A 22,566-nucleotide genomic window follows, 5' to 3' on the forward strand; every position below is an offset into this window, starting at 1 on the left:
AGTGACGTGAACATCGATGACCTGATCCTGGTGAGCATCGACGACCATGTGGTCGAGCCGATCGACATGTTCGACGGGCGGCTGCCACAGAAGTGGGCAGACCTGGCCCCGAAGGTGATCGCCGACGAGAACGGCATCGACCGGTGGGTCTATCGCGGCAAGCCGACCGGTGTCACCGGTCTCAACGCGGTGGTCTCCTGGCCGGCCGAGGAATGGGGCTACGACCCGGCCGGATACGCCGAGATGCGCCCCGGCGTCTACGACATCCACGACCGCATCCGGGATATGAACGCCAACGGCGTGTTCTCCTCGATGTGCTTCCCCACCTTCGCCGGTTTCAGCGCCGGGCACCTGAGCCAGTTCAAGGACGAGATCACCGTCGCGATGATCCAGGCGTACAACGACTGGCATCTCGAGGGCTGGTGCGCCACCTATCCCGGCCGGTTCATTCCGAACGCCATCCTGCCACTGTGGGATCCGCAGTTGGCGGTGGCCGAGATCCAGCGCGTCGCCGAGCGGGGCTTCAAGGCGGTCACGATGGCCGAGCTGCCGCATCTGCAGGGCAGCCCCAGCTATTTCGACGAGACCTACTGGGGTCCGGTGTTCAGCGCGCTCAACGAGACCGGCCTGGTGATGAATCTGCACATCGGCACCGGATTCGCCGCGCTCAAGCTGGCGCCCGACGCACCGATCGACAACCTGATGTGCCTGGCGCCCACCGTGTCCCAGATCACCGTCCAGGATCTGCTGTGGGGCCCGGCGTTCCGCAACTACCCGAACCTGAAGGTCGCGTTGTCGGAGGGTGGCGTCGGCTGGATCCCGTTCTTCCTGGATCGCGCGGATCGCCACTACACCAATCAGCGGTGGCTCAAGCGCGATTTCGACGGCAAGATGCCCAGCGAGGTCTTCCGTGAGCATGTGATCGCCTGCTACGTCACCGATCCGACCGCGATGACCTATCGCGACAAGGTCGGCATCGACAACATCGCGTGGGAGTGCGACTACCCGCATTCGGATTCGCTGTGGCCGGACGCACCGGAATTCGTGCTGCAGGAACTGAACGCCGCCGGCGCGTCGGACGAGGAGATCGACAAGATCACCTGGCAGAACGCCGGCCGCGTCCTGAACCTCGATCTGTTCGCGCACACGCCCAAGGAGCAGGCGACCGTGGGCGCGCTGCGGGCGCTGGCGAAGGGCTGGGACATCTCGACCAAGACCCGCAAGGAATACGCCGAGGCCTACGCCGCGCGGGCGCACTGACCAGGAGTACGAGAATGCAGACACTGATGGTGATCTCCCGTCCGCTTGCCGGACGGGAGGAGGATTTCAACACCTGGTACCGGGACGTGCACGTGCCCGACATGCTGGCGATCGACGGGGTGAAATCGTGTACGCGCCAGCGCCTGCTGCTCAGCGACGGCAAACCCGCAGAGCACACCGAGTACGTTGCGCTGTACGAGATCGACGGCGACGCACAGGCAGTCATGCAGGAGATGTCGGCCCGGGTCCGGGACGGCCGGGCCACGCTCAGCGACGCCATGAACCCCGCTGGCGCCAAAGTCAGCGTCTGGGAAACGATCTGAGGGTCGTCGACCATGCCCGGGCCGCGAGGCCCGGGCACTGACGAGAAGTGTGAGTGACGAACAGCATGCTGACCATGACCGACGGAACGTCGATACCGCTGATCGACGCCAGTGTGCATGTCTTCTTCCGATCCGACAGTGATTTCCGCGGCCACCTGCGCGAGCCCTATCGCAGCCGCGGCATCCCCGATGTCGAAATGGACTGGTACGGCGCGCCCGGCGGCGAATACGCCCCGGGCACGACCGGGCCCAAAGGGCAGTACCCCGGATCGGACCCGCACCTGGTCGGACGCCATCTGTTCGAGCAGCGCGGGGTCGATATCGCGCTCCTGCATCCGATGTCGCGCGGAGTCCTGCCCGACCGGCACCTGAATTCGGCCGTCCTCGCCGCGCACAACGAGATGATGGTGAGCCGCTGGCTCGAATCAGGCCGCTACGCCGAGCGTTTCCGGGGCACCATCCGCGTCAACCCGGACGATGTGACCGGGGCGATCCGGGAAATCCGGCGCTGGCAGGGCAATTCGCAGATCGTGCAGATCGGCATCCCGCTGCAGTCACGGGAACTGTACGGGAAACCACAGTTCTGGGCGTTGTGGGAGGCCGCGCAGGAGGCGGGCTGGCCGGTCGCGGTGCACATCGAGACCGGCTCCGGCGTGGAACTTCCGCCCACGCCGTCCGGGCACACACGCACCTATGAGCAGTACGCGGCGTTCATGCCGCTCAACTACCTCTACCACCTGATGAACATGATCGCCGAGGGCGTCTTCGAACGATTCCCGGCCCTGCGGTTCGTCTGGGCCGACGGCGCGGCGGACATGCTCACTCCCTTCATGTGGCGGATGGACACCTTCGGGCGCCCGCACCTCGAGCAGACCCCGTGGGCGCCGCGCATGCCCAGCGAGTATCTGCCCGGCCACGTGTATTTCGTGCAGGGCCGCATGGACGGTCCGGGCGATACCGACTTCGCCGGGGAATGGCTGGATTTCACCGGCAAGCAGAACATGATCATGTTCGGCTCGAGCTACCCGCACTGGCAACTCGCCGACCCCTCGCGGCTTCCGGAGACATGGTCGCGCGAGCAGCGCGAGCGAATCTGCTGGCGCAACGCCGCCGAACTCTACGGCCTGGATGTCGCCGTTCCGGCGGCGGGCTGAATTCCGAACGGAGGCAACCGATGACACAGGTGAGAACCGTCGAGCGCACTCCCGCGACGGATCTGGTACCCGTCCGCGTGGTCGACTCGGACGTACACCCGGTACCCAAGCCGGGGCAGCTGCTCGAGCATCTGCCCGAGCCGTACCGCAGCAAGGTGATCTCGCACAAGGTCGGCAACATCATCACCTACGACGCACCGGATTTCGCGCACGCGTTCGCCATGCGGACCGACACGTTCGGCGCCAACGGCGAGTTCCCGGGCAGCGATCCCGAGTTGGCGTTCCAGCAGCTGATCATGGAGGCGGGCTCCGACATCGCGATCCTCGAGCCAGGATTCAAGGCCGAGCGATTGCCGGAGTGGTCGCAGGCCATCTGCGCCGCGCACAACCAGTGGCAGGCCGAGCAATGGCTCGGCCCCCGGCCCAACTGGCATCAGCGCTGGCGCGGATCCATCTGCGCGGCGGCCGAAGATCCGGCCGGGACGGTCCGCGAGATCGAGAAGTGGGCCGGACATCCGTATATGGCGCAGATCCTGATCCGGGCCGAACCGCGTCCGGCGTGGGGCGACCCGATGTACAACCCGGTCTGGGCCGCAGCGGTGAAGCACGACATCCCGGTCAGCTGTCATCTGTCGCGCGGGTTCTACGAAACACTGCCGATGCCGCCGGTCGGATTGCCCAGCTACAACCACGATTTCATGGTCACCTACTCACTCCTGGCCGCCAACCAGGTGATGAGCCTGGTGTTCGACGGCGTCTTCGACCGGTTCCCGACACTGCGAATCGTGCTGGTGGAGCACGCCTTCACCTGGATCCTGCCGCTGATGTGGCGGATGGACGCCATTTACGAGGCACGCAAATCTTGGCTGGACATCAAGCGCAAGCCGTCCGAATACGTCAAGGATCACATCAAATTCACCACCCAGCCGTTCGAAACCCCCGAGGACCGCAGCGAAGTGACCCGGGCGCTGGAATGGATGGAGTGCGAGAAGATCCTGCTGTTCTCCTCGGACTACCCGCACTGGACCTTCGACGATCCGCGCTGGCTGATCAAGCACCTGCCGCCCGCGTCACGCGAGGCGGTCATGTACCGCAACGGGATTCAGACCTACAAGCTGCCCGAGGCGGTGCCCGCGCTGCCCGGGCAGACCAAGGTCTGGTGACATGGATCTACCTCTCGGGCCGGAGGCGCCCCGGCTGGCGCCGGGCCGCGAGCACGTGGTGGCCACGGTGGACGAGATTCCGCCCGGCACACATAAACTCGTGCCGATCGGCCGCTACGGCGTGGGCGTGTACAACGCGGGCGGCGAGTTCTACGCCATCGCCAACTACTGCCCGCACGAGGGCGGGCCGCTGTGCTCCGGGCGGGTGCGCGGGCGCACGATCGTCGACGAATCCGTACCCGGCGACGCGGTCACGGTCCGCGACGACGAATTCGTCTACTGCCCGTGGCATCAGTGGGGCTTCGAATTGGCCACCGGCACCACGGCGGTGAAGCCGGAATGGAGTATCCGCACCTATCGGGTACGGGTCGACGGATCCGACATCCTGGTCACCGCCTGAGCGGCCCGAAACACCAAAGGAGCAACGATGCCCACGGTCGAAATACACGGCGGCGATATCGTCTACGAAATCCTCGGCGACGCCGGGGAATTGATCGTGCTGACCCCGGGCGGCCGGTACAGCAAGGACTTTCGCGGCGTGCGCCCGCTGGGCGAGGCCCTGGCGGCGGGCGGCCACCGGGTCCTGCTGTGGGACCGCCCCAACTGCGGCGCCTCGGACGTGCAGTTCTTCGGGCAGACCGAATCTCACATGCGCGCCGAGGTCCTGGCCGGGCTGCTGCGAACCCTGGACACCGGACCGGTGATCCTGGCCGGCGGGTCCGGCGGCGCCCGCGACTCGATGATCACCGCGATCGAATATCCCGAGCTGGTTACCCGGATGATCCTGTGGAATATCGTCGGCGGCGTCCAGGGCCTGTACAACCTCGGCTCCTACTATGTGCTGCCGAATCTGATAGCATTGCGCGGCAAGGGGATCGAGTCACTCGTCGAGCTGCCCGAGTGGCAGGAGCGGATCGCGCAGAATCCGAAGAATCGCGACCGGCTGCTGGCCCTGGACCGCGCGGAGCTGACCCGGCTCCTGCTGCGCTGGCTCGACGCCTACGTACCCAAGCCGGGCCAGACCATCCCGGGCGTGCCCGACGAGTTGTTCGCCGACATCACGATTCCCACACTCATCATCCGCGGCGGCAAGAACGATCCCGACCACCCCAAGCGCACCTCCCTCGAAATGCAATGCCTCATCGAGGGTTCCACGCTCATCGACCCGCCCTGGCCCGAGGACGCCTGGGAGCGTTCGTTCGAGGCGCGGGCCCGCGGTGAGGATGTCGGCGGCTTCGACACGTGGGTGCTGGCCGCGCCGCCGATCCTGGATTTCCTCGCACGCGAACCTGCCGCCGGGTGAACGTCACACTCGCGGTCACCCCGTCGGCGGCTCAGCTCGCGACGAGCCGAACCTCGCAGTTCAACGCCGCCTCCAACGCGGTGAGCACCCGGCTTTCGGGGATCCGCGACAACTCGTCGATCGCGACACGCACCGTGACGATGTCGAATCCGGATCCGCTGTCCGTGCGCGAAATCCGGCCGGCGAGACCGAACTGCGCCAGCACGCCGTGTGCGTCCTCGTCGGTGCCGCGGCTGAGAAAGGTGACGGACCCCAGAACCGGTGCGCTGCCGTACGCCCGCGCGCACAGCGCCGCGACGGTCTCCCGCGCCGTCGCGGCATCGGACGCGCCGACTTGCACCCGCAACTCACGTTCCGAGATGCTGGTGACGTCGATTCCGGCGCCGGCCGCCGCCGCGGCGAGGCTCGCGCCCGCCGCGCGCAACTGCTCGGCGGACAGTTGCCCGGTGGTGTCGACTGTGACTCGGATAACCGCGGTCCGCATGATCACGAGTCTACCGTGCGGTTACGATCCAGCAATACACGAATCAAGCTCTGCCCCAACATATTCGACACGATCGCAGGAGGAATTCCCATGCGTCCACCCCGCGCCCGCCGCTCCGAACTGGCGACGCCCGCGAGCAGCGCGGCCATGGCCCGCAACGCGGCCGCCTCGGACGCCGACCTGGTATTCCTCGATCTCGAGGATGCCTGCGCCCCGTCCATGAAGGAGGCCGCGCGCGATATCGTCATCGAGGCCCTCACGGAATTGGATTGGGGTCGTACCGTCCGGGCGATCCGGGTCAACGGCCTGGACACCGAGTGGTGCCACGACGACATCATCTCCGTGGTCACCGGCGCGCGCGAGGCTCTGGACGTGATCATCGTCCCCAAGGCCCGCTCGGCCCGCGACGTGTGGTGGGTCGATGTCCTGCTGACCCAGCTGGAGGCCAAGCTCGGCCTCACCCGCCCCATCGGCCTCGAGGTTCTCATCGAAGAGGCGGAGGGCCTGGCGCACGCCACCGAGATCGCCACCGCCAGTCCGCGCATGGAGGCGCTGATCTTCGGCGCGGGCGACTTGTCGGCGTCACTGCATGCCCGCGTCGACGGCAACTTCCAGCCACTGGGCGCGTACCCAGGCGACTTCTGGCACTTCGCGCGCCTACAGGTCCTCACCGCCGCCCGCACCGCGGGCATCGACGCCATCGACTCCCCCTACACCGCCTACCAGGACCCCGACGGCTACCGCACCCACGCACAGCACGCCGCCCTCCTGGGCTTCGACGGCAAATGGGCCATCCACCCGAGCCAGATCCCCCTGGCCAACGAGGTCTTCGCCCCCACCGACGCCGAGATCGCCGAGGCCCGCGCCGCGATCGCCACGTACAAGCAGGCCGAGGAGTCCGGCGTCGGCGCGATCGGCCGCGACGGCAAACTAATGGACGCCGCCCACCTGCGCCACGCCGCGAACGTCCTGGACCGCGCCGCCCTCATCGGCGTGGACAGCGCGACGGTGAGTTCGTAGTCGCGCGGCATCACTCACGTCATTCGGTCACTCGTCATCCCGGCATTCGTCATTCCGGCACGTTTTTGGCCGGAATCCATATACACCGACACCATTGGATCCCGGCCAAAGCGTGCCGGAATGACGAATGGCCGCAAGTCGGGATGCCGAGTGACCGTCGGCGGTCACCGCACCTCGTCGCCCAGCAACTCCTCTAGCAGCCCCCGCAACAAGACTGTGCGGTCGACAAGACGGTCGACCAGTACGTGCTCGTGTTCCGCATGCGCCCCGCCGCCGACGGCGCCGAGCCCGTCCAGGGTCTGCGTGCCGACACCGGCGGTGAAGTTGCCGTCGGAGCCGCCTCCGACGGCGGCGTGGGTGAGTTCGGGGAGTCCGAGTCGTCCGGCGATCTTCCGTGCGCGTTCGTACAGCGGCAGGGACGCGGATTCTGGTAGCGGCGGGCGGTTGATTCCGCCGTTCACCTGGATGCGCGCGTCCGGGAGGACGGGTCTCAGGGCGCGGATGGCCGTGTCGACTCGGTCCTGCTCCTCGGACGTCCATGCTCGGACGTCGACCGAGAACCTGGCCGACGCGGGCACCGTGTTGCGGGTGGTCCCCGCCCGGGCCGCGGTCGGGGTGACCGTCGTCCCGGCCGCCGGAGCGTCGAGCCCAGCGATGGCCAGGATCTGATGTGCCTGTTCGACGGCGGCGTTGACGCCCTTCTCGGGTTCCAGTCCGGCGTGCGCAGCGCGGCCGACGATGTCGATCTCGTAGTGCGAGGTTCCCTTGCGGGCCGTCTTCAGTGCCCCTGCCTCGGCGGAGGCCTCGAGCACCAGCGCGGCCGACGCCTGACGCGCTTCGTCCTCGATCAGCCCGCGCGAGGTGCCCGCGCCGAGTTCCTCATCGCCGGTGACCAGCAGCGTCACACCAGTGCGATCGGCGAGTCCGGCGATCGCGTGCAACGCCATCGCCAGTCCCGCGAGCATATCGAAACAGCCAGGGCCGCGGAGTATCCCGTCGGTGACGGAGAAGGGGTGCCGGGTCAGCGTTCCGATCGGCCAGACGGTGTCGTGGTGCGCCAGGACCAGCACCCGCGGTCCGCCGAAGCGCCAGCGCAGGTGGTGGACGCCGTCCAGCACGATCCGTTCCGGGGCGATGCCGAGCCGGCGCGCGCCGAGCCACGCCACCAGGTCGGCCGAACGCTCGATCGCGGCATGGTCGTCCGAGGGCGATTCACACTCCACGAGTTCTCGCAGGTCGGCCACCAGCGCGTCCAATGTGGCGGTCGACGGATCGGCGGGGCCACTCGTGGTCATGAACCACCGATCTCTCACTCGTCGAACACACTGCGGGCCTGTGATTTCCAGACCGCACAGTCCAGAGTGGCAGAAATGGGCCCTACGTGCCGAACAAGCGCACGACCACGGGGGCGAAGGCGTCGATCTGCTTCTGCTGGATGCTGATGTAGTTCGCCCCGAGCGTCTCGCGGTTCTCGTACAGCCGCTCGGCGATCTCATCGGCCGTGCCCACCAACACATTCGGGTGGTCGGCAAGCAGTTCCGGTGCGGTGCCGAGGACCTCCGCGAGGCGCGCCAGCGCGCCCGCCGAATCGTCTGTCACCTCGGTGAAAAACGGTGAGCTCTCGATGTCCAGGAGTCCGAACCGATCTCCCGCGGCCCGGCGCACGTAGTCCAGGCGTCGTGCCGCCTCCTGCCTCGGGGTGAGTCCATCGGCATTCACGGCGTCGAACGGCACGGTGTTCATGCTGACGATATCCGCCTCACGCCCCGCCAGCGACAGCACTCGGCGGCGGCCGCCGCCGATCATGATCGGGGGATGCGGCCGCTGCACCGGCTGCGGCAGGCCGGAATATCCGGTGGCCGTGACGAATTTGCCCTCGATGTCCAGCGGCTCCCCCGACCAGTGCGCCTTCACGAGCTCGATGACCTCGATCAGCTTCGAGATGCGCTCCCCCGGTGGCGCGAACTCCAGTCCCATCGCCCGGTACTCCGGCGCGCTCCAGCCCGCGCCGATACCGAATTCGAGCCGGCCGTCCGACAAAAGATCCAGCGTGGCCGCCTCCTTCGCGAGCACTCCGGGCACGTGGTAGTCCATGCAGAACACCCGGCACCCGACCCGCAGCGTGGTGGTCACCGCGGCAGCGGTCGCCATCGCCGCGATGGGCGCCAGATACTGTGGCGGATAGCCTGTTTCGCGCCCGGCCGGGCCGGGGCCGAGGTAGTGATCGGCCAGGGAGAGGGTCGAATAACCTAGATCCTCGATCCGGCAGGCCAGTTCGCGCCACTCGGTGGCAGATTTCGCCCTCGTGGCCTGAACACCGAAACGGAAGGGGCGCGTTGGCGCACCGGAAAGAGTCATTCTCGTACTCCACTGCCGAGATCATTCGGACTGTTGCGATAGATGCGTTGGGCATCTGCCCAATAAACTAGACGGACCATGAATAACACCGAGCGTCGGCACACGTCAAGGTCTGGCCGGATCCGGCGGGTCGATCGACCGGTCACCCGCCGCGGCCGCGGCGGCGTCCCCGACGCCGAGCCCGCCGAGCACGTGACCGACCCGCGACCCCGGCGCACCCTCGAAGTATCGCACCAGGTCCTCGGTGAATTCCGCCAGCTCGCGGTGCCCCAGGGTGATGCCGAGATCGGCCTCCATGATCAGGGTGCGGGCGTTGCTCGCCAGCAGCACCGAGACCAGTACGGGCGGGACGGTGTCCAGATCGACGCCCCGCGCACGCAGCACGAACGTCAACGCGGACAGCTGCCCCTCGCGAAACCGTTCACTGTATGCCGCGAGTTCATTGCGAATCTCCTTGCGATGATTGGCCAATGCCATGAATTCCAGCAGCAGGGCGGTGCCGTGCGGATCGATCGCCTGCTGCCACAGCGCGCGTACCGGCTCGTCGGACTGCATCGCCTGCCGCTGGCGCTCCAGGTTGGCCTCGGCGCCCCGCCGGAACACGGCCAGGAACAGCTCGTCCATGGTCGGGAAGTAGTAGTGCACGAGCGCGGGATTGACCCCGGCCCGGGCCGCGACCCGCCGCGAGGTGGCCGCGGCGTACCCCTCCTCGAGCATCACCGCTTCGGTGGCGGCGATGATCTGGTTCCGCGTGTCGGTATCGTCTCCGCGACGACGCCGCGGCGCGCTCGTGCCGGTCATATAGTCAATCTATCATTGGGCACTCGCTCAAATCAGTCGTGGCGTCCGACCTATGAGAATGATATTCTCCTCAATGGCGAGCGATGCTCTTGCCTGGCAATTTCACAAGATCATGGAGCGGTGGTACGCAATGGGCGGATCGGTATCGGGCAGGCTGGCCGGGAAGGTCGCCGTGATCACCGGCGCCGGTTCGGGCATAGGCCGAGCCAGCGCGTTGCTGTTCGCGGCCGAGGGCGCACGGGTCGTATGCGCGGATCTGAGCGGGCACGAGAAGGAGACCGCCGCCGAGATCGGCGACGCGGCCCTGGCCGTGCATGCGGATGTCGCGCGCGCACAAGATGTTTCGGCCATGATCGACACGGCCGTCGCACATTTCGGCCGCCTCGACATTTTGTTCAACAACGCCGGGCTCAGCGGCCGGCGCGGTCCGGCGGCCGAGCGCGACGAGGCGGATTTCGACCACGTGATCGGCGTGAACCTCAAGGGCGCGTTCCTCGGCATGAAATACGCGATCCCCGCGATGCTCACCGGCGGCGGCGGTTCGGTGATCAGCACCGCCTCGGCCGCGGGCCTGGTCGGCTGGAAGGATCTGGCGCTGTATTCGGCGGCCAAGGGCGGGGTCGTGCAGCTCACCAAATCCGTCGCCCTGGACTACGCCCGGCAGAACATCCGGGTCAACGCGATCTGCCCGGGCATGACCTGGACCGGCCTGGCCGGGGGCAACCAGAGCCCGACGCCGCCGCCCGATCTCATCCCGCCGCAGCCCGTGCACCGCTGGGGTATGCCGCACGAACTCGCCGCCGCCGCACTGTTTCTCGCCAGCGACGAGTCGTCGTTCATCACCGGCACGGCCATTCCGGTCGACGGCGGTTACGTCGCACGCTGAACGATCCAACCATTCATACAGTTCCACCATCCCGCCACCGGATACCGCCGTCGATACCGGTCGGCTGGACCGAGCCTCTCGCCTGCGGGGCGTAGCTTCCCATCGAAAGGCAGGCCCCGGATCGGGTGCCTGCCTTTCGCATGTGCCGACCGGTCCCGCGGCGCCTTCCCCGCCCATACAAGTGGCCGGGGTCCACCTGTTCCACAGGTGAACCCCGGCCACTTCGGGCGCGAGGAGACTACGTGACCGCGCCCGCGGCCTTCAGCGCGATGATCCGATCCCAGTCCAGACCCAGTTCCAGCAGTACTTCCTCGGTCTGGGCGGCGAACTCGGGTCCCGGACGCAGCTGCGGCGCCGTCACATCGAACTGCACCGGGCTGGCCACCAGTCGCAGCGAACCCGCCTGGCGCACATATTCGTTGGCGCGCACCTGCGGATCGTCGAGCACCTGCAGCGCGTCCTGCACCGGCGCCCACGGTCCGGCCAGGGTGCCGAAGCGTTCGGTCCACTCCGCGAGCGTGCGCTCGGCGATCGCCTCACGCAGGATCGCCACGCCCGCTTCGGTGTTCGCGGCGATCGCGGCGGCGTCGACGAAGCGCGGATCCTCGGCCAGTTCCGGCCGGTCGATGTGGCGGCACACATCGGCCCAGAACTTCCCCGGCTGCAACATCACGAACGACAGGTAGCGGCCGTCCTTGGTGACGTACAGACCCGACAGCGGATTGGTCAGCGCGCCGTGCGCTCCCACGGGCGGGGCCTGCAGAGCCTCTCCGACATACGCGGACAGCGCGATGGTGTGGCCCATCGACCACAGTCCGCTACTGAGCAGCGACACGTCGACGACGGACGTCTCCCCGGTGCGTTCGCGCTTGAGCAACGCCGCGGCGATGCCTCCGGCGAGATTCGTGCCGGAAATGGTGTCGCCGAACGCCGGTCCGGGCGGATTGATCACACCATCCACATTGGGCGGGGTGACCGTCGCCGCGACGCTGCCGCGGCACCAGTAGGCGGTCATGTCGTAGCCGCCCTTGTCCGCCTCCGCGCCACGCGGACCCAGCCCGCTGCCGCGCGCGTAGACGATCGACGGGTTCACCGCGCGGATATCGTCCACGTCGATGCCGAATTTGGCACGCGCGGAGGGCAGGAAGTTGGTCAGGAACACATCCGCGGTCTTGGCCAGCTCGAGGATCAGCTCACGGCCCTCGTCGACCGAGAGGTCCACCCCGACGCTGCGCTTGCCCCGGTTCGCGTGCTCCACATTGGGATTGGGGTCGCTCTCGACCTTGAACTTGCCGATCTGCCGCAGCCCGCGCTGCGGATCCCCCGTCACCGCGTGCTCGATCTTGATGACGTCCGCGCCCCAATCGGACAGCACCGCACCGGCCGAGGGCACGAAGCCGTACATCGCGACCTCGAGCACTCGAATTCCATCCAACGGCAAACTCATTGGACCACCGCCGCGGCGAACGTCTTGCACTCCAAGAACTCTTCCAAGCCGGCCACACCCATCTCACGCCCGATACCGGACTGTTTGAACCCGCCGAACGGCGCGTCGGCACTGAAGTAGTTACCGCCGTTGATGCTCATGGTTCCGGTGCGGATGCGCCGAGCCACGGCCAGCGCACGGGACTCGTCCGCGCTGAACACCCCACCGGACAAGCCGTACATCGAGTTGTTGGCGATGCGCACCGCGTCGTCCTCGTCGTCGAACGGGATCACCGCGAGCACCGGCCCGAAGACCTCCTCCTGCGCGATCTCGCTGTCCGGGTCCACATTGGCCAGGAGTGTGGGCTGGTAGAAGTATCCGGGCTCCACCTTCTGCCCGCCGAAGGCCAGGCTCGCTCCCGCGGCCACCGCACGCTGCACCATGCCGTCGACCTTGTCCCGCTGCCGCTCGCTGATCAGCGGTCCCATATAGGTTTTCGGGTCGCCCGGGTCGCCGACGCGCACCCGGCCGAAGTTCTCGGCGACCAGCGCGACGATCGCGTCGTGATCCTTGCGCGGCACCAGCAGCCGGGAGGTGAGCGCGCAGCCCTGACCGGCATGGCTGCAGATCGAGAAGGCGGCGAACATCGCGGTGCTGGCGTAGTCGGCGTCGTCCAGCAGGATCATCGCGGACTTGCCGCCGAGCTCCAGGAATACGCGCTTGAGGGTGTCGCTGGCGGCGGACATGATCTGCTTGCCGACGGCGGTCGAGCCGGTGAAGGTGACCAGGTCGACGTCCGGGTGGGTGGTCATCCGCTGCCCCACCGAGATATCCGAGGAGGTGAGCACGTTCACCACACCGGCGGGAATGTCGGTCTGCGCCAGGATCTCTCCGAGGGCCAGCGTGGACAGGGGGGTGTCCGGTGCGCCCTTGAGCACCACCGTGCACCCCGCCGCGAGCGCGGGCGACAGCTTGGCCAACGCCAGCTGGTGCGGATAGTTGTAGGCCGCGATCGCCGCGACGACGCCCGCGGGCTCCTTCTCTATCCAGCGACGGTGGGTCTGGCCGCGGATTTCGACGTCGTTCAGGGGTTCGGTGAACGAGTACTTCGGCAGTAGATCGGCGTAGTAGCGCACGATCTCGAACGGGACCTCCAGCTGATTGCCGTAGGTGGACTGCCGGGTGGCGCCGACCTCGGCGATGCTCAGCTCGCGCAGTTCTTCCACGTTGTCCCGCAGGGCTTTGTAGAACTGGTCCAGACAGTGCTCCCGCAGCGCGGCATCCCTGGACCACTCCGTGGTGTCGAACGCGCGGCGCGCGGCGGCGATGGCGGCGTCGGTCTCGGCGAGCCCGGCCTCCGGCGCGTAGCCGTAGACCTCGCCGGTGGCCGGATTGAGCGAGGGCGACCTGCCCTCGGTCTCGACCAGCTCACCGTCGATGAGTAGCCGACGCGTGACGCCGGCCACCTGTTGTTGGGTTGACATCCCATCTCCTCGCTGAGCGAAAACTTCATTCTCTCTATTGGAGAATGATACATTCACAAAGGGTGGTCAACAGTCACATTTCGCGGACCGCATCCCGTGCGACGCGCTGCGTGCCCAGGTCGGATCCGAGTAGCCCACATCATGATCAGTCCGGCTCTTGCGCGCCTATCCGGCGCGAGAGTACGGTTCTCACTAATCGCAAAGGAGATTCTTTTGCACGCTAGCGCCCAGGAGACGAGATGACGGCGGCGGTTGTCACGGGAGGCGGCTCCGGCATCGGCCAGGGCATCGTCGAGCGGCTGCGAGCGGACGGGCTGCAGGTGGCAATCCTAGACCTCGTCCCGCCCGCCGACGATAAATTGGCCTACACCGCGGACGTCTCCCGGCCCGATCAGATCGACGCGGCGATGAGTGAGATCCGCGCGGCGTTGGGACCGGTGACGGTGCTGGTCAACGCCGCGGGCATGGAGAAGTACCGTCGATTCAAGAACCTCAGCTTCGAGGAGTGGCAGCGCATCATCGATGTGAATCTGCACGGCGTCTTCCACATGACACAGGCCGTCCTGCCGGACATGCTCGAAGCCGGATGGGGCCGCATCGTCAACATCTCCTCCTCCAGCACTCATTCGGGTCAGCCGTTCATGAGCGCCTATGTGGCGGCCAAGTCCGGGCTCAACGGGTTCACCAAATCCCTTGCGCTGGAACTCGGTCCGTCCGGGATCACGGTCAACGCGATCCCACCGGGCTTCATAGACACTCCCATGCTGCGCCGCTCGGAGGAGAAGCAATTACTCGGCGGCACCATCGCCGATCACGTCCAGCGCACACCGGTGCGCCGGGTCGGCCGCCCCGCTGATATCGCCGCGACCTGCGCGTTCCTCATCTCCGAGGACGCCGGGTACATCACCGGTCAGATCATCGGCGTCAACGGCGGCAGAAATACCTGATAGTCAGTTAGGAAGGAACAGCCATGGGTCGCGTGGAGGGCAAGGTCGCCTTCGTTACCGGGGCCGCCCGAGGTCAGGGCCGCAGTCATGCGGTGCGCCTGGCCGAGGAAGGCGCGGACATCATCGCGGTGGACATCTGCCGCGACATCGAGTCCATCAAATACTCTCTGTCCCGGCCGGAGGATCTCGAGGAGACCGCGCGTCTGGTCGAGAAGACCGGTCGGCGCATCGTCGCCGAGCAGGGCGATGTGCGCGATCGCGCACAGCTGGCCGCGGTGCTCGAACGCGGTGTCGCCGAACTGGGCGGACACCTGGACATCGTCGTCGCCCAAGCCGGCATCGCCGGGATGAAGGGCGAGCCGCCGTGGCAGGCGTGGACCGACGTGATCGACACCGACCTGCTCGGAGTGATCAACGCGGTGCAGGCGTCGCTGCCGTATCTGGTGGACGGCGCCTCGGTCATCGCCACAGGCTCGACCGCGGCGCTGATGGATGTGTCCAAGGTGGACCAGGTGGGCAAGGATCCCGGAGGCGTGGCCTACATGGTCGCCAAACGCCTTCTGTCCCAATATATTCACGAGTTCGCGACGCATATCGCGCCGCGTCGCATTCGGGCCAACGTGGTGCACCCCACCAACACCAACACCAACATGCTGCAGAGTGAACCGATGTACCAGTCGTTCCGGCCGGACCTCGAGCATCCCACCCGTGCCGATGCCGAACCCGCGTTCCATGTGCAGCAGGCGATACCCGTGCCGTGGGTGGAACCGGCGGATATCAGCAATGCCGTGTTGTTCCTGGCCTCGGACGAATCCCGTTTCGTCACCGGCACACAACTGCGTGTGGACGCCGGAGGCTACCTAAAGTGGTACGACTACCACGTCTGAAAGGTTAAGTGACCGTGAAGGTTCAAGTCGACGCAGACCGATGCCAGGGCCATACGCTCTGCGCGATGATCGCACCGAAGGTGTTCGAACTCAGTGAGATCGATGGCCATTCCTCGCCGATCAGCGAAGAGGTGCCCGCCGACCAGCAGGACAACGTGCGCGAAGCGGTACGTTCGTGCCCCGAACGCGCGATCTCGATCAGCGAGTGAGGAACTCATGACCGACAGCATCACCGACGCCGAACGGCGCCAGCCGGTCTTCCACTTCGACCGGCATACCCCGCAATACCGCGAACAGTTCCTCGACATCACCACCGAGATGCAGAACGCGTGCCCGGTCGCCTGGTCCGAGACCTACGAAGGGCACTGGGTCGCGGCGGGCAACCGGGAGGTCTTCGAGCTGGCGCGCAGCCCGCACATCTCGAACGATCACGATCCGCACGGGGAACGCCGTGGCTACAAAGGGATTTCGATTCCGACGCCCAAGCGCAGCAACGGCATCCGGGGCGGAATCCTGGAGATGGATCCGCCCGAGCAGAAGGAACTGCGTTCGGTACTCAATCCGTACCTGTCCCCCGCCGCGGTGCAGCGGTGGATCCCGTTCGTGGACGAGATCGTGCGCGCGGCCATCGACGAGCAGATCGAGAGCGGCAGCATCGATTTCGTCGACGAGCTGGCCAATATCGTGCCCGCCGTGCTGACCCTGGCGATGTTGGGCATCCCGCTGCGTAAGTGGGCGATCTACAACGAGCCCGCCCACGCCTCGGTGTACACCCCGCCCGATTCGCCGGACGTCGCCCGTGTCGCCGAGATGCACCAGCAGATGGGCACGGATCTGTTCACCAACTATATGGAGATCAAGCAGGCACCGCGCCCGGGCATGATCCACGCGGTCTCGCAATCGACCTTGCTCGGCGAGCCGATCTCCGATATGGACGCGCTGGGCATGCTGGCCCTGATCATCGGCGGCGGATTCGACACCACCACCGCCCTGACCGCCCACGCGCTGGAGTGGCTGGGCGAGAATACCGATCAGCGCGAACTGCTCAGCAAGGAACGGGATCTCATCCTCGACTCGGCGACCGAGGAGTTCCTGCGCTACTTCACCCCCGCGCCCGGCGACGGCCGCACCTTCGCCGAGGACTGCGAGGTCGGGGGCAAGCGGTTCCGGGAGGGTGAGCGACTGTGGCTGTCCTGGGCCATGGCCAATCGCGACCCGCAGGTGTTCCAGGATCCGAACAACCTGGATATGGAGCGAAAGGGCAACCGGCACTACAGCTTCGGCCTGGGCATCCACCGCTGCATCGGCTCGAATATGGCGCGGATGACCTTCAAGCGAATGCTGACCGCGGTGCTGGACCGCATGCCCGACTATCGCTGTGATCCCGCGGGCACGATGCATTACGACTCCATCGGCGTCATCCAGGGCATGCGTCACCTGCCTGCCACCTTCACACCGGGTCATCGCCTGGGAGCCGGTCTGGAGGAAACGCTGGAGAAGTTGCAGCGCGCCTGTGATGATCAGCGATTGGCGGAACCGGTGACCGTGCACAAGGGCGAAGCCCAGATCTGAGAGGGAAGCGGCTATGGCCGACGAGTCGGGGCGGCCATTGCCGCTGCTCACCCTGGACAACGAGTTCTTCTGGACCTCGGGCGCGGACGGTGTACTGCGCATCCAGGAGTGCAATTCCTGTGCGGCGCTGATTCATCCGCCGCAGCCGGTGTGCCGATACTGTCGCGGACACGATATGGGTGTGCGCGAGGTATCCGGGCTCGGCACGCTGGTCGGCTTCACGATCAACCAGCGATTCAGCGGGCCGGGCCTGAAAGCGCCGTATGTGATCGCGCAGGTCGCACTCGCGGACGATCCGCGAGTGCGCCTGACCACCAACGTGATCGATGCCGATTTCGATTCGCTGGTGCTCGGCATGCGGCTGGAGGTCGTATTCCAGGCCGACGGTGACGTGTGGCTGCCGCTGTTCCGCCCGGTGGCCGAACAGCCCGAGCCCGAACCGCTTCCGGTCGACGAGATCGCCCCCGAGCGGTTCGGTGAGTATGTGCGGCCGATGATCCGGACGGACAAGTTCGAGGATCGCGCCGCGTTCACCGGGATCGGGATGTCCGATATCGGCCGTCGCCTGATGGTTCCGCCGCTGCAGCTCACCGTGCAGGCGTGCGAGCGAGCGGTCGCCGACGCCGGACTGACCATGGACGATATCGACGGTCTGGCAACGTATCCCGGCGGCGGCAACGTCGGCGGGTTCGGCGAAGGCGGTGTGACGGCGCTCGAGGCGGCGCTCGGTCTGCGTCCCACCTGGTACAACGGCGGCATGGAGACCTTCGGGCCCGGCGGCTCGGTGATCTCGGCGATGCTCGCGGTGGCGAGCGGGCTGGCCCGGCACGTCCTGTGCTTCCGGACGTTGTGGGAAGCCACGTTCAACGAGTTGATGCGCACGGGCCGGATCCAACCGTCGGGCGGGCGCACCACCAACTGGTTCTACCCGTTCGGCTCGACGTCGGCCGCGCATACGCTCGCGATCAACGCGCAGAGGCACTTTCATCGCTACGGCACCACACGCGAGACCCTCGGCTGGATCGCATTGAACCAGCGGGCCAACGCCGAGCTGAATCCGACCGCGGTGTACCGGGATCCGCTCACCATGGACGACTACCTCAACGCGCGGCCCATCACCACCCCGTTCGGACTGTACGACTGCGATGTACCCTGCGACGGCGCGGTCGCGGTGATCGTCTCCGCGGCGGATTCCACGAAAGACCTCGCCTCCCCGGCCATCCGGGTCGAGGCGGTAGGCACCCAGATCCTGGAACGCATCGAATGGGACCAGTCCACCCTCACTCACGAGCCGCAGGTCCTCGGGCCCGCCGCACATCTGTGGACGCGGACCACGTTGCGCCCCACCGACGTCGACGTCGCCGAGCTCTACGACGGCTTCACGATCAACTGCCTGTCCTGGATCGAGGCGCTGGGCTTCTGCGGGATCGGCGAGGCCAAGGACTTCCTCGACGGCGGCAAGAACATCGCCCGTGACGGCCTGCTGCCGTTGAACACTCACGGCGGGCAGCTCTCGCACGGCCGCACCCACGGCATGGGACTGCTGCACGAGGCGATCGTGCAGCTGCGCGGTGAGGCCGGGGATCGGCAGGTCGCCGATGCCCGGATCGCCGCGGTCTCCAGCGGCGGGCTCACGCCCGGCGGCGCCATGTTGCTGCGGAGCGACTCGTGATCTCCTGCGCGACGTCGCCGCACCGGATGCGAGCCGCACCGATGGCGGAGACCGCCGCATGACGCTCACCGAAACCGAACTCGCCCTCCGCGTCGACGACGAGCCGCGGCCGGTCGTGGCGGAGGTCGACGGGATCCCGATTTCGGGCCTGCTCGCGCCGGCGCGAAGCCCGCGGGGGGTCGTCGTCGCGCTGCACGGCGGCGCGACGACATCGGCGTATTTCGACTGTCCGGGGCACCCCGACCTGTCGCTGCTGCGCTTGGCGTCGGCGGCCGGATTCACGGCGCTGGCGCTGGACCGCCCCGGCTACGGCGCCTCGTACCCGTACGGGGACGACCTTGCCGATCCCCAGCGACGCGTCGACCTGATGTACGGGGCGATCGACCGGCATCTGGACGGGCTGCCGCGCGGAGCCGGGGTGTTCCTGATCGCGCATTCGGCCGGATGCGAGACCGGGGCGCGGATGGCCGCCGATCCCGAGCGCGGGCCCGGGCTGCTCGGCCTGGAACTGTGCGGCACCGGGCGACAGCAGCAGCCGCTCGCCGAGCAGATCCTGTCGGTGCGGCCGCGTCCGGACAACGCCAAGGTGGCGGAGCTGCTGTGGCAGCCCGAACGGCTGTATCCGCCCGAGCACGTCGGCGGACGCCTGGTCGGCGCCAATGGACCGCGGTTCGAGGGCCCGGTGGTGATCGACTGGCCGGGAACGAATTTCCCGCTGGTCGGGCCGCGGATCCGAATCCCGGTGCAGTTCACCGTCGCCGACCATGAGCGAGTGTGGCGCAACGACATCCCCGGCCTGCTCGAGGTCGCCGAACTGTTCGGCGCCGCACCCCGTCTCGTGCTGAACGTGCAGCGCGGTTCCGCGCACAACATCAGCGTGGGCCGCACCGCCACCGCTTACCATCTGAAGGTGCTGTCGTTCGCACAGGAGTGCATCGTCACCCGGGAGATCGGTGAATCGACCGGCCCGGCAATCCAATTCGACGGCATCGCGGCACCCGAACGCTAGGAGGCGTACCTCATATGCCCGAAACCGATACCGCCCTGCTCCTGATCCGCCTGGTCGTGGGCATCACGATAGCCGTGCACGGCGTCAACCATTGGATCGGCGGCGGCAAGATCCCCGGAACCGCCAGCTGGTTCAGCGGACTCGGATTGCGCCACGGCGTGATCCAGGCGTGGGCCAGCGTGATCACCGAGGTCGGCGCGGGAGTCCTGCTCGTCCTTGGCCTGCTCACCCCGTTCGCCTGCGCGGCCCTCATCTCGGTCATGCTGGTCGCCGGGCTGCTGGCGCACCGCTCCAACGGGTTCTTCGTGTTCAAGGATGGTTTCGAATACGTCCTGGTGCTCGCGGTCGTCGCGCTCGCGCTGGCCATGCTCGGCCCCGGCCGGGTATCCATCGACCACGCCGCGGGAATCGAGATCACCGGCTGGGCCGGTGGCGCCATCGCGCTGATCGTCGCGGTCGTCGCAGTCGCGGGCCTGATCGCCACGTTCTACCGCCCCGCGAAGCCCGTGCCGGCCGCGCCGGAGACCGCCGCAGAGAACCAGTCATGATCACGGACACGGGACGGCCCACCGCGCAACGCGGTGCGCGACAGGTGATGACAGACATGACAGCAGATCGGAGGACTCGGTGATGCGAGTCGGCTTCATCGGGCTCGGCGGCCAAGGCGCGCCGATGGCCCGCCGGATCGTCGAATCCGGATTCGAGACCACCCTGTGGGCCCGGCGCCCGGCCTCGCTCGAGGCGTTCGCCGATACCGCGGCCAAGATCGCGGCCTCGCCCGAAGAGCTGGCGGCGGCAAGCGATCTGGTGTGTATCTGCGTGGTTTCCGACGCCGATGTGCGCGAGGTGCTCACCGGTCCCGGCGGTGTGCTGGCGGGTCTGGCCGCGGGCGGAGTGATCGCGGTGCACAGCACGGTGCATCCGGACACCTGCCGCGAACTCGCGAGTGTCGCGGCCGAGCAAGGTGTTTCGCTGATCGACGCACCGGTCAGCGGAGGCGGCCCGGCCGCGGCCGAACAGCGGCTGCTGGTCATGGTCGGTGGCGATGCTGCGGTCCTGGACCGTGTGCGGCCGGTGTTCGAGACCTTTGCGAATCCGCTTGTCCACCTTGGTGATGTCGGTGCTGGTCAGGTCACCAAGCTGTTGAACAACCTGCTGTTCACCGCGAATCTGGCCACCGCCAAGAGCGCGCTCGATCTCGGAAATGCCCTGGGTGTCGACCCGTCCCGCCTCGGCGAGGTCATCTCCCGCGGCAGCGCCAACAGCTTCGGGCTGGGCCGCATCATCGACGGCGACGGCGCACTCGACCGCATGGCCGTTCACGCGGGTGAGCTGCTGCGCAAGGATGTGAGCCTGATCGCCTCCGTGGCCGACGCGCAGCACGCCACCCCGGGTGTCGTGCTGACGGCCGCCGACGCCACGCTGGCGATGATGAACCACCCACGCTGAACTCGATCCGGCCTATCGCTACATTCTGCGGGCCTGAAAGTCCGGTTTCGGATAATCGGCCCCAAGAATGTAGCGGGAGGCCGGTTCTCCCAATGGTCCGAGGTTAGCGCACACGGCTCACCCCGCATCGACGTCCGAAGGAGCACAGTTGCACATCGGATCTGCGGATGAGGGCTGTGGGTCACAGTATGCCGCACCGACCGGTCCAAGCCGAGCGCGAGCACTTCAGGAGAACGGGCGGCGCAGATCACCTGGGGCGCGGGTTGCCCACTCGATACCCCTATCGAGACAGGTGAGGAGCGCATATGCGTATCGGATTCGTAGGTACGGGCCACATTGGGTCGACCTGTGGTGCATCGATCGGTCCGAGCCTGGCACGAGGCCCTCGGGACGACAGGCGCCCTAGAGCACCCGGGCAGCGGACGAGCCGCTCGATGCCCCATTTCTAAATAGGTAAGGGAGCGCAGATGCGTATCGGATTCGTCGGGGCGGGTCGCATGGGGCGGCCCATGGTGCAGCGGTTGGTCGGGGCCGGTCATACGGTTCGTGCGGTCGGACGGTCGGACGAAACACGCCTGGCCGTTGCCGAACTCGGCGCCGAAGCCATCCAGCTCGCGGCGGTCGGCACGGACGCCGACGCGGTAGTGATCTGCGTATTCACCGATGAGCAGGTACGCGAGGTCTGCCTGGACAGCCCGCTGCTGACGACCCTTCCGGCCGGCGCGGTCATCCTCATCCACACCACCGGCTCACCGCACACCGCCGAAAACGTTGCCGCGCAGGCCGGTCCGCGCGGCATCCATGTGGTCGACGCGGCGGTGAGCGGCGGTCCCCATGACATCGCCGCCGGGCATCTCACCGTCTTCGTGGGCGGTACCGACGAGGCCGTCACTCGCGCGCGCCCGGTCCTCGAGGCCTACGCCGACCCGATCCTGCCTGTCGGCACGATCGGCGCGGGCCAGCGCGTCAAACTCGTCAACAACGCCCTGTTCGCCGCCCAGATCGGCCTGGTCGCCGAATCCGTGCGCCTGGCAACCGAACTCGGCATCGACGAGCCCACCCTGCTGACCGCCCTCCCCCACGCAAGCTCCGCCAGCCGCGCCCTGAGCGGCGTCGCGGCCAGGGGTTCGGTCACCGAATTCGCCACCTCGGTCGGCGAATTCCTCCGCAAAGACGTCGCCGCCGCCCGCGCCCTCGCCACCGAACTCGAGGCAGACCTGGGCGTCCTGTCCCCCGCGATCGACAAGCTCGCCTGAAGCGCACCCAACCACCACCGAGGCCGCCGCATCTCATCGCCCGATAAAGTCACCGTGCCGCACCAACCGGGCGACGGCCTCCCTGCCCGCCGACACGAGAACTCGACACGGA

Annotated in this window: 22 protein-coding genes and 1 pseudogene; 17 read left to right on the forward strand and 6 right to left on the reverse strand. The window is 67.2% G+C overall.

Going from position 1 to position 22,566, the window contains the following annotated elements:
• Nucleotides 1-6: 6 nt before the first annotated feature.
• From JZ791_RS05400 to JZ791_RS05425, 6 genes are all read left to right on the forward strand, one after another.
• Nucleotides 7-1,260 (forward strand): amidohydrolase family protein, encoded by a 1,254-nt coding sequence (locus JZ791_RS05400; protein ID WP_216893039.1) that lies wholly within the window; start codon nucleotides 7-9, stop codon nucleotides 1,258-1,260.
• Between the two features lie 14 nt (nucleotides 1,261-1,274).
• A complete protein-coding gene (locus tag JZ791_RS05405) occupies nucleotides 1,275-1,583 on the forward strand; it encodes a DUF4286 family protein (protein ID WP_216893040.1) in 309 nt (102 codons plus the stop codon).
• 65 nt (nucleotides 1,584-1,648) lie between these two features.
• Nucleotides 1,649-2,737: an amidohydrolase family protein gene (locus JZ791_RS05410; RefSeq protein WP_216893077.1), complete on the forward strand. Its 1,089-nt coding sequence runs from the start codon at nucleotides 1,649-1,651 to the stop codon at nucleotides 2,735-2,737.
• A gap of 20 nt (nucleotides 2,738-2,757) precedes the next feature.
• Entirely contained in the window at nucleotides 2,758-3,900 is a 1,143-nt protein-coding gene (locus JZ791_RS05415; RefSeq protein WP_216893041.1) for an amidohydrolase family protein, read from the forward strand.
• A gap of 1 nt (nucleotide 3,901) precedes the next feature.
• Nucleotides 3,902-4,300 (forward strand): Rieske (2Fe-2S) protein, encoded by a 399-nt coding sequence (locus JZ791_RS05420; RefSeq protein WP_216893042.1) that lies wholly within the window; start codon nucleotides 3,902-3,904, stop codon nucleotides 4,298-4,300.
• 27 nt (nucleotides 4,301-4,327) lie between these two features.
• A complete protein-coding gene (locus JZ791_RS05425; RefSeq protein ID WP_216893043.1) occupies nucleotides 4,328-5,203 on the forward strand; it encodes an alpha/beta fold hydrolase in 876 nt (291 codons plus the stop codon).
• Between the two features lie 31 nt (nucleotides 5,204-5,234).
• On the opposite strand, the gene JZ791_RS05430 is transcribed toward JZ791_RS05425, so the two are convergent.
• Nucleotides 5,235-5,687 (reverse strand): hypothetical protein, encoded by a 453-nt coding sequence (locus JZ791_RS05430; protein WP_216893044.1) that lies wholly within the window; start codon nucleotides 5,685-5,687, stop codon nucleotides 5,235-5,237.
• A gap of 90 nt (nucleotides 5,688-5,777) precedes the next feature.
• Here JZ791_RS05430 and JZ791_RS05435 point away from each other — a divergent pair, with 90 nt between their 5' ends.
• Nucleotides 5,778-6,707, forward strand: coding sequence for an HpcH/HpaI aldolase/citrate lyase family protein (locus JZ791_RS05435; protein WP_216893045.1), 930 nt, complete (start codon nucleotides 5,778-5,780; stop codon nucleotides 6,705-6,707).
• 164 nt (nucleotides 6,708-6,871) lie between these two features.
• Here JZ791_RS05435 and JZ791_RS05440 read toward each other — a convergent pair whose 3' ends face one another.
• The 3 genes from JZ791_RS05440 to JZ791_RS05450 all read right to left on the reverse strand — a co-directional run bounded on the left by JZ791_RS05440 (nucleotide 6,872) and on the right by JZ791_RS05450 (nucleotide 9,866).
• Nucleotides 6,872-8,002, reverse strand: a complete 1,131-nt coding sequence (locus JZ791_RS05440) for a M20 family metallopeptidase (RefSeq protein WP_254205250.1) — start codon at nucleotides 8,000-8,002, stop codon at nucleotides 6,872-6,874.
• Between the two features lie 82 nt (nucleotides 8,003-8,084).
• Nucleotides 8,085-9,065, reverse strand: coding sequence for a TIGR03621 family F420-dependent LLM class oxidoreductase (locus tag JZ791_RS05445; protein ID WP_216893046.1), 981 nt, complete (start codon nucleotides 9,063-9,065; stop codon nucleotides 8,085-8,087).
• Nucleotides 9,066-9,170: 105 nt separating this feature from the next.
• On the reverse strand, nucleotides 9,171-9,866 hold the full coding sequence (locus JZ791_RS05450) for a TetR/AcrR family transcriptional regulator (RefSeq protein ID WP_216893047.1): 696 nt from the start codon (nucleotides 9,864-9,866) through the stop codon (nucleotides 9,171-9,173).
• Nucleotides 9,867-9,996: 130 nt separating this feature from the next.
• Here JZ791_RS05450 and JZ791_RS05455 point away from each other — a divergent pair, with 130 nt between their 5' ends.
• On the forward strand, nucleotides 9,997-10,752 hold the full coding sequence (locus JZ791_RS05455) for an SDR family NAD(P)-dependent oxidoreductase (protein ID WP_216893080.1): 756 nt from the start codon (nucleotides 9,997-9,999) through the stop codon (nucleotides 10,750-10,752).
• Between the two features lie 238 nt (nucleotides 10,753-10,990).
• On the opposite strand, the gene JZ791_RS05460 is transcribed toward JZ791_RS05455, so the two are convergent.
• Nucleotides 10,991-12,199, reverse strand: coding sequence for a CaiB/BaiF CoA transferase family protein (locus JZ791_RS05460; RefSeq protein WP_216893048.1), 1,209 nt, complete (start codon nucleotides 12,197-12,199; stop codon nucleotides 10,991-10,993).
• Entirely contained in the window at nucleotides 12,196-13,662 is a 1,467-nt protein-coding gene (locus JZ791_RS05465; protein WP_216893049.1) for an aldehyde dehydrogenase family protein, read from the reverse strand. Before JZ791_RS05465 ends, JZ791_RS05460 begins: the two co-directional genes overlap by 4 nt.
• A gap of 239 nt (nucleotides 13,663-13,901) precedes the next feature.
• Between JZ791_RS05465 and JZ791_RS05470 the strand changes: the two genes are divergently transcribed.
• From JZ791_RS05470 to JZ791_RS05510, 9 genes and pseudogenes are all read left to right on the forward strand, one after another.
• Nucleotides 13,902-14,609: an SDR family NAD(P)-dependent oxidoreductase gene (locus JZ791_RS05470; protein ID WP_216893050.1), complete on the forward strand. Its 708-nt coding sequence runs from the start codon at nucleotides 13,902-13,904 to the stop codon at nucleotides 14,607-14,609.
• A gap of 23 nt (nucleotides 14,610-14,632) precedes the next feature.
• Nucleotides 14,633-15,496 carry a mycofactocin-coupled SDR family oxidoreductase gene (locus JZ791_RS05475; protein ID WP_216893051.1) on the forward strand — a complete coding sequence of 288 codons (864 nt, stop codon included), beginning with the start codon at nucleotides 14,633-14,635 and terminating at the stop codon, nucleotides 15,494-15,496.
• Between the two features lie 14 nt (nucleotides 15,497-15,510).
• A complete protein-coding gene (locus tag JZ791_RS05480) occupies nucleotides 15,511-15,705 on the forward strand; it encodes a ferredoxin (RefSeq protein ID WP_216893081.1) in 195 nt (64 codons plus the stop codon).
• Between the two features lie 7 nt (nucleotides 15,706-15,712).
• Entirely contained in the window at nucleotides 15,713-17,068 is a 1,356-nt protein-coding gene (locus JZ791_RS05485; RefSeq protein ID WP_216893052.1) for a cytochrome P450, read from the forward strand.
• A gap of 13 nt (nucleotides 17,069-17,081) precedes the next feature.
• Nucleotides 17,082-18,740: a thiolase C-terminal domain-containing protein gene (locus tag JZ791_RS05490; RefSeq protein WP_216893053.1), complete on the forward strand. Its 1,659-nt coding sequence runs from the start codon at nucleotides 17,082-17,084 to the stop codon at nucleotides 18,738-18,740.
• Between the two features lie 58 nt (nucleotides 18,741-18,798).
• The gene (locus JZ791_RS05495) at nucleotides 18,799-19,749 is read left to right on the forward strand and encodes an alpha/beta hydrolase (protein ID WP_216893054.1); all 951 of its coding nucleotides are present in this window, start codon (nucleotides 18,799-18,801) and stop codon (nucleotides 19,747-19,749) included.
• Between the two features lie 14 nt (nucleotides 19,750-19,763).
• On the forward strand, nucleotides 19,764-20,297 hold the full coding sequence (locus tag JZ791_RS05500; RefSeq protein ID WP_216893055.1) for a DoxX family protein: 534 nt from the start codon (nucleotides 19,764-19,766) through the stop codon (nucleotides 20,295-20,297).
• 64 nt (nucleotides 20,298-20,361) lie between these two features.
• A pseudogene (locus JZ791_RS05505) lies at nucleotides 20,362-21,198 on the forward strand (NAD(P)-dependent oxidoreductase); the annotation flags it as partial.
• Between the two features lie 467 nt (nucleotides 21,199-21,665).
• Nucleotides 21,666-22,454 carry an NAD(P)-dependent oxidoreductase gene (locus JZ791_RS05510; protein ID WP_216893058.1) on the forward strand — a complete coding sequence of 263 codons (789 nt, stop codon included), beginning with the start codon at nucleotides 21,666-21,668 and terminating at the stop codon, nucleotides 22,452-22,454.
• Nucleotides 22,455-22,566: the final 112 nt, after the last annotated feature.

Origin of the sequence: Nocardia alni (assembly GCF_019038435.1) — a bacterium.
GTDB classification, from domain to species: Bacteria; Actinomycetota; Actinomycetes; order Mycobacteriales; family Mycobacteriaceae; genus Nocardia; species Nocardia alni.